The sequence below is a fragment of the Klebsiella sp. ME-303 genome (assembly GCF_007910085.1).
In the GTDB taxonomy this organism is placed as follows: Bacteria; Pseudomonadota; Gammaproteobacteria; order Enterobacterales; family Enterobacteriaceae; genus Klebsiella; species Klebsiella michiganensis.
Window position 1 is genome coordinate 205,758 of sequence record NZ_VOJB01000061.1, and the last position, 6,000, is coordinate 211,757.

General features: G+C 54.4%; 6 protein-coding genes. 2 read left to right on the forward strand and 4 right to left on the reverse strand.

All coding sequences use genetic code 11. The features are described from left to right. Positions 1-102: 102 nt before the first annotated feature. A complete protein-coding gene (gene asr / locus FQK12_RS06460) occupies positions 103-528 on the forward strand; it encodes an acid resistance repetitive basic protein Asr (RefSeq protein WP_009654716.1) in 426 nt (141 codons plus the stop codon). A 112-nt stretch (positions 529-640) separates the two neighbouring features. Here the strand turns inward: asr and FQK12_RS06470 are convergent, their stop codons facing one another. After that, positions 641-937, reverse strand: a complete 297-nt coding sequence (locus FQK12_RS06470) for a hypothetical protein (protein WP_177951964.1) — start codon at positions 935-937, stop codon at positions 641-643. Between the two features lie 802 nt (positions 938-1,739). Between FQK12_RS06470 and FQK12_RS06475 the strand changes: the two genes are divergently transcribed. Then, complete coding sequence (locus FQK12_RS06475; RefSeq protein WP_014229539.1) at positions 1,740-2,552, forward strand: trypsin-like serine peptidase; 813 nt, start codon at positions 1,740-1,742, stop codon at positions 2,550-2,552. Between the two features lie 4 nt (positions 2,553-2,556). Here FQK12_RS06475 and FQK12_RS06480 read toward each other — a convergent pair whose 3' ends face one another. From FQK12_RS06480 to mdtJ, 3 genes are all read right to left on the reverse strand, one after another. Continuing rightward, the gene (locus FQK12_RS06480; RefSeq protein ID WP_014229540.1) at positions 2,557-4,713 is read right to left on the reverse strand and encodes a putative bifunctional diguanylate cyclase/phosphodiesterase; all 2,157 of its coding nucleotides are present in this window, start codon (positions 4,711-4,713) and stop codon (positions 2,557-2,559) included. A 105-nt stretch (positions 4,714-4,818) separates the two neighbouring features. Continuing rightward, positions 4,819-5,148: a multidrug/spermidine efflux SMR transporter subunit MdtI gene (gene mdtI / locus FQK12_RS06485; protein ID WP_004851284.1), complete on the reverse strand. Its 330-nt coding sequence runs from the start codon at positions 5,146-5,148 to the stop codon at positions 4,819-4,821. Beyond that, entirely contained in the window at positions 5,135-5,497 is a 363-nt protein-coding gene (mdtJ, locus tag FQK12_RS06490; protein WP_004851286.1) for a multidrug/spermidine efflux SMR transporter subunit MdtJ, read from the reverse strand. Before mdtJ ends, mdtI begins: the two co-directional genes overlap by 14 nt. Positions 5,498-6,000 lie beyond the last annotated feature (503 nt).

Below are 6,000 nucleotides of genomic sequence, written 5' to 3' on the forward strand. Positions count from 1 at the left end.
CCGATACCAAACACTCACGGAAACCTCGATAAGACAGGCATATAGTTCTTTCAACGGCCCCGCAGTGGGGTTGAAACAAGAAACCTTTTCGAGGATATCAGAATGAAAAAAGTATTAGCTCTGGTCGTTGCCGCTGCAATGGGTCTGTCTTCTGTTGCTTTCGCTGCCGATGCTGCCACCACCACGACTCCGGCGCCGGCTGCTGCAACTCACAGCACCACCGCTAAAGCGACCCACCATAAGAAACACCATACCGCCGCTGCGAAACCAGCTGCTGAGCAGAAAGCGCAGGCTGCGAAAAAGCACAAAAAAGCAGCCGCTAAACCCGCTGCCACCCAGAAAGCGCAGGCAGCTAAAAAGCACAAAAAAGCAGAAGCTAAACCGGCTGCCACCCAGAAAGCTCAGGCCGCTAAGAAACACAAAAAAGCCGCTGCTAAACCGGTAGCTCAGAAAGCACAGGCAGCGAAAAAACACCACAAAACCACCAAACATCATACCGCTAAACCAGCTGCACAACCGGCTGCTTAATCTCCCGGGTTAAGCGATGTGATATGATATCGGCGCTGGCTTCAGCGCCGTTTTTTTCTGGAGAGCACCATGCTGCGGCGCTATCGTTTTGAGCTCATCCTGATCCTGCTGATTATCTGCGCGCTGGTCGCCAGCCGTTTTTTTCTTTACTAAACCTATTGCTGCCACAGGTTGTCGCCGAGACCGTCGTCAAACGTTTGACGTAACGCGCCGTTAGCCAACGACGAACCGCCAGAATATCAAGCGAAAGCACGCTCCGGTCGATACGCACCCACACCGCCGTCAACAGCCCCAGACAGCAGCCGATACCGTCGGCGATATGAATACACTGCGGAAAAAAGAGAATATCGTTGGGGTCGCTTAATGCGGTCGCCAAACCTGCCATCACCCCGCTACGCTTTGTTGCCACCTGCTGCGCAACGGCACCTTCACGCAATATTGCCGGCAGCGTTAGCGCCCGGAAGAGAAAAAGTAAGGGACGGAGATTTTGCTGACGAGAACACCGGCGGCCTGTCCGGGGATTTATCTATCAATCAAACGCCGGAACGGGCGGCGCTGGCCGCAAAGCGCGCTCAGCCCGCCGCTTAAACCTGCCTGGTTCCGCCACGATGAGGCCGCGGATTAAAGAACGTGAACCGCCGTCACCAGCAGATAGCCCGTCGCGCCCCAAATCATTGCTGATACCAGCGAAACGTAAACCAATGCGCGAATACCTTGTTTAGACATAAATCCTCCCGTATATCGGGTGTTTGACATTGCAGATATCATCGCCGGGATAACATCTCTGTTTGCTCAACAAGGTGATAGCAATAACAACGTTTTCGGTGAGAAAATGTTTCGCTTTGAAAGTAATTGATAAACAGGTAAAGAAGTCCGATTTTCCTGTGAAGATATCTCTTTTTTTGCGTGATATTGGCCGTTTTCGCCATTAACTGCCTTGAGAAAAAGCTGAACCGAAAATCCTTTATTCGCCCCCCGCCGGTTGTACGTTCGGATACACGATTTATGTTGCTTCCGTTGCCCTTTTCTGCGGAAATAACGCCGCAGGAAAATGGCGTTAACATATTGAATTCACGCCATTCATCCGTAAGCGACTGGCGTTTTTTGCTGATTTCGCCTGCCGCCTGGCTTAATTAAAATTATTCTTAACTTTCATAAACTTAAATCTGCTGCTACTTTCAATATACATAATTATCTCCCCAGAGAGTGATATGCGTAGAGACGTCCTGTTATTACTGTGTTCAATTTCCCTGTTTCCAGCGCTGGTCCAGGCCGACGATGATGGTATGAGTGCAAAAGATATTAAGACGCTGTTTTTTGGTCATGACGACCGAAAACCGGTCAGCAACCCCACGGACGATCCCTGGGATGCGATTGGGCAACTGGAAACCGCCAGCGGTAATCTCTGTACCGCCACGCTTATCGCCCCCAATCTGGCGCTCACCGCCGGGCACTGCCTGCTCACGCCGCCCAAAGGCAAACCGGATAAACCCGTCGCGCTGCGTTTTATCTCGCGTAAAGGCGGCTGGGTGTACGAAATTCACGGTATTGAAGGCCGCGTAGACCCTTCGCTGGGGAAACGGCTTAAGGCGGACGGCGATGGCTGGATAGTTCCCAGCGCCGCGGCGCCGTGGGATTTTGGCCTTATCGTGCTGCGCTACGCCCCTTCCGGCATTACGCCGGTGCCGATTTTTAGCGGCAGCAAAGCCGATCTGACCGCCGCGCTAAAAACCGCAGAACGAAAAGTGACTCAGTCTGGCTATCCGGAAGATCATCTGGATAATCTCTATACCCACCAGGATTGCGTAGTCACCGGCTGGGCGCAGACATCGGTGCTCTCTCATCAGTGCGATACGCTGCCGGGGGATAGCGGCTCGCCGCTGCTGCTGAAAACCGACGACGGCTGGCAGGTGATTGCGGTGCAGAGTTCGGCGCCTGGACCAAAAGATCGCTGGCGGGCGGACAACCGCGCCATCTCCGTCACCGGCTTTCGCGATAAGCTTGAAGCGCTGGCTGCCCAGTAAGCGGTCAGCCTTGCTGCTGGCGCAGCTGCAATAACGACGCGACGGGCATCGGCTCGCTGAAGAAGAAACCCTGCAATCTGTCGCATCCCGCCCGCCGCAGCAGCGCCAGCTGTTGCTGATTCTCAACGCCCTCCGCCACCACCGTGATGCCTAACGCTCCGGCAATACGGACGGTCCCGCGCACCAGCTCCGCCGCCTGGGTATCCACATCCACCAGCCCGGCCAGGGATTTGTCGATTTTAAGACTGTCGAAGCTGAAGCTGCGTAAATAGCCGATGCTGGAATAGCCGGTGCCAAAATCATCGAGCGCCACCGCGATGCCAAGCGCCCTTAAGTTCTCAATGGCCGACTTCGCCCGCTCGGGATTCTCCAGCACGTAGCTCTCCGTGACTTCGAGCTGTAACCGACGGGCCGGGAAATGACAGCGGCCCAGCGCCTGCACCACCCGCGACTCAAACTCCGGATCGCGGAACTGCGCCGGGGAGATATTCACCGACAGCAGCAGATCGTCCAGTGGCTGCAGTTCGCTACAGGCGCGTTCAAGCACAAACTGGCCAAGCGCGTAGATCAAACCGCTACTTTCGGCGATACCGATAAACGCATCCGGCGGCAGCGCCCCCTGAGGACGCCGAGGCCAGCGCAGCAGCGCTTCCACGCCTTCCATAACCAGCGTATCGGCGTTGACGATCGGCTGATACCAGACATCAAACTCTTCGTTCTCCAGTCCCTGACGAATGCCATTTTCGATATTCAGCTGATACTGCCGCGCGTCGCTGAGCGCTTCGTCATACCAGGTCGTGCGCCCTTTGCCGGTTTTTTTCGAGTGGTACATGGCAATATCGGCGCGGCGAAAAAGCTCGGTGCTGGAGCAGCTTGCCGGGAGGCCGCTGGCGATACCGATACTGGCGCTGATATAAATTTTTCGCTCGTTGAGGATAACGGGCGCTTTTAACAGTTCCAGTACCGCCCAGGCAAAAGCCAGCGCCTGATTTACCGCCTGTTCGCCGCTTACCGTCATCGCGAACTCATCGCCGCCCATACGCGCCAGCATCCCTTCAGGCGGAACGCGCTCCCGAAGTTCTTTAGCGATATGAATAATCAGCGCATCGCCAACGTCATGGCCGTAGTTATCATTAACATCCTTAAAGCCGTCGAGATCGATAAATACCACGCTTTGCATTTGGTATTGGGAGGTATCGCACACCTGGTTAAGGCGTTCGATCAGCGCCCGTCGGTTTGGCAGGCGGCTCAGCCAGTCGGTCATGGCACTGTCGCGCGCCAGCTTTTCGCCGCGCGCCAGCTTGTAAAGCCCGAGGTAGCTGAAGAGAATAAACAGCAGGATCAGCCCAGCCGCCACGGCGGCAATCAGCCGCATACTGTCGGAGGCCGCCCGCGCGGCTTCCGCGCCGGGAAGCCCCGGCTGCCAGCTCAGGTAACCCACGATCTCCCCGGCCTGGGTGCGCAGCGGAATACTGTATTCTCCGCCGCCTGGCGTGACGTGCAGGTTGCGAATCTGAAACGTGTCGCCCAGGCGCTCAAGCATTTGCGAGTTGATATGGCGGGTGATCACCAGATAGCGACGCGTATCATCATGCACCTGTAGCCGCCCTGCCGTCGGGCGAATCAGGCCAATACCAATAAACGCAATACCGGCGCGGGTTCGCGTGATGCCGGCATAAGCGCTTTTACCGCTGCGCAGCGCGGCGGCATGCTGCGAGATAAGCGAACGAAAACCGTTGCCGAGGAATTGGGTATCCTGCTCGGTAAAGCTCTCACTGCGAAACGATCCCCACAGCACCCGATAGTGCTGGTCGAGTACGAAAGTGCCGTCATAGAGATTATTGATTTTAAAACCCGATCCCCATGAGTTGTAGAGCCATTGCGGATCGAGCCTATCGGTATAGGTCTGATGCACCGCATCATCCCAGATAGCGTTATCCATCACCAGCGACAGCACGCGGTTCACCGAGGTCTGCACCGCCCCGTCCACCGATAGCACGGAACGATGTTTATCAATTTCGTTTGCTTTCAGGCCGATCAGGTGTTGGGTGAGATAAAGGAGCGAAACAATGGACACGATTAAGCCGATCCCGGCGAGGACAATCATGATGGACAGCGTTCTGGCGGAGGGAATATTGCGCCAGCCTGGCAAATGAATCATGTTCTGCCCTCATATCGGCCGGCAGCAAAATACGCCGAACTGGCTCTTTTTTAAGCGTAATACAGAGAGCAGAATTTACCGCCCGCATTCACAGGCGGCATCATATCAGGCGAGTTTAATTAACACCATGCCGACCACCAGCAGAAGCAGACCGGCCCAGCCTTTATGATTCAGCCGCTGGCCAAACAGCACCCAGCCGGCGGCAATGGTCGCCGCGATACCGAAACCGCCCCACAGCGCATAGGCCACCGACAGGTCAATTCCTTTGACCGCCTGCGAAAGCGCGCTAAAGGCGCCCAGGACCGCCGCCAGCGACATAATGCCGTAGAATTTACGTCGAAAGCCGTCGGAAAATTTCAGAAAAACGTTGGCCAAAATTTCCAGCGCAATCGCCAGCGCCAGCCAGGCGGCGTGGACCCACTCAAACTGTTGCATGCGCTTTCTCCTTGCCCGGCTTCACCGCTTTCTGCGTCCCCGATTTAATCAAGACAATCCCGGCGACCAGGGTCACCAGGCCGGCGATTTTTATCGTCGACAGCGTCTCATCAAACAGCAGGACGCTGAAGATAGTGATCAGTAAAATGCCGATCCCCTCCCAGAGGGCATAGGCCACGCCGAGGGCGATTTTTTTCACCGCGAAAGCCAGAAAAATATAAGAAAGCGCGATCATGACCAGCATTAAAATAAAACCAGTATGGCCGCCGCTTACGCTTGCCCATTTCATCGACAACGTGCCGGTAATTTCAGCAACGATAGCTAAAGCTAATAAAATCCAATAAAACATGATCCCTTCTCCTGCTTGAGAATATAATCCATGGCGGCTTACAGAGAAGTAAACCGGAAAAATTCTGACGTTAAATTAGCCGTGCGCAGCGCGCCAGCTCAGGCAGAGAGAAGAAGACTAAAGCGCCGAGCGCCAGTGCTGCTCGCCGAGAAAGCGGGAGTGAGAGAGGGATACTGCAGGGTGAAAAGAAATATACATCCTGAACTGATTGTCCATAAAATTACAATTATCCGCGGTATTGCTTCTCGTCATTTGCGGATCAAAATTGTCCTCTGTAGTTATACACACGCAGATTTGTACCATAACGCCACATTTAACTCAAAGTCTTTGCAGTTCTTTACCTCTGGTATTTGATTTGGATTAGTTTTTTCCGATCGCAATCACCATTATGATATCGTTCCGGCCATTATTGATTAATTGGTCGTTTTTTTTCATTTAGCGGACGCGACGCGCTGAGACGCCGACTTTGCCAACGTCTACAATGACTCACATTATACCCCATT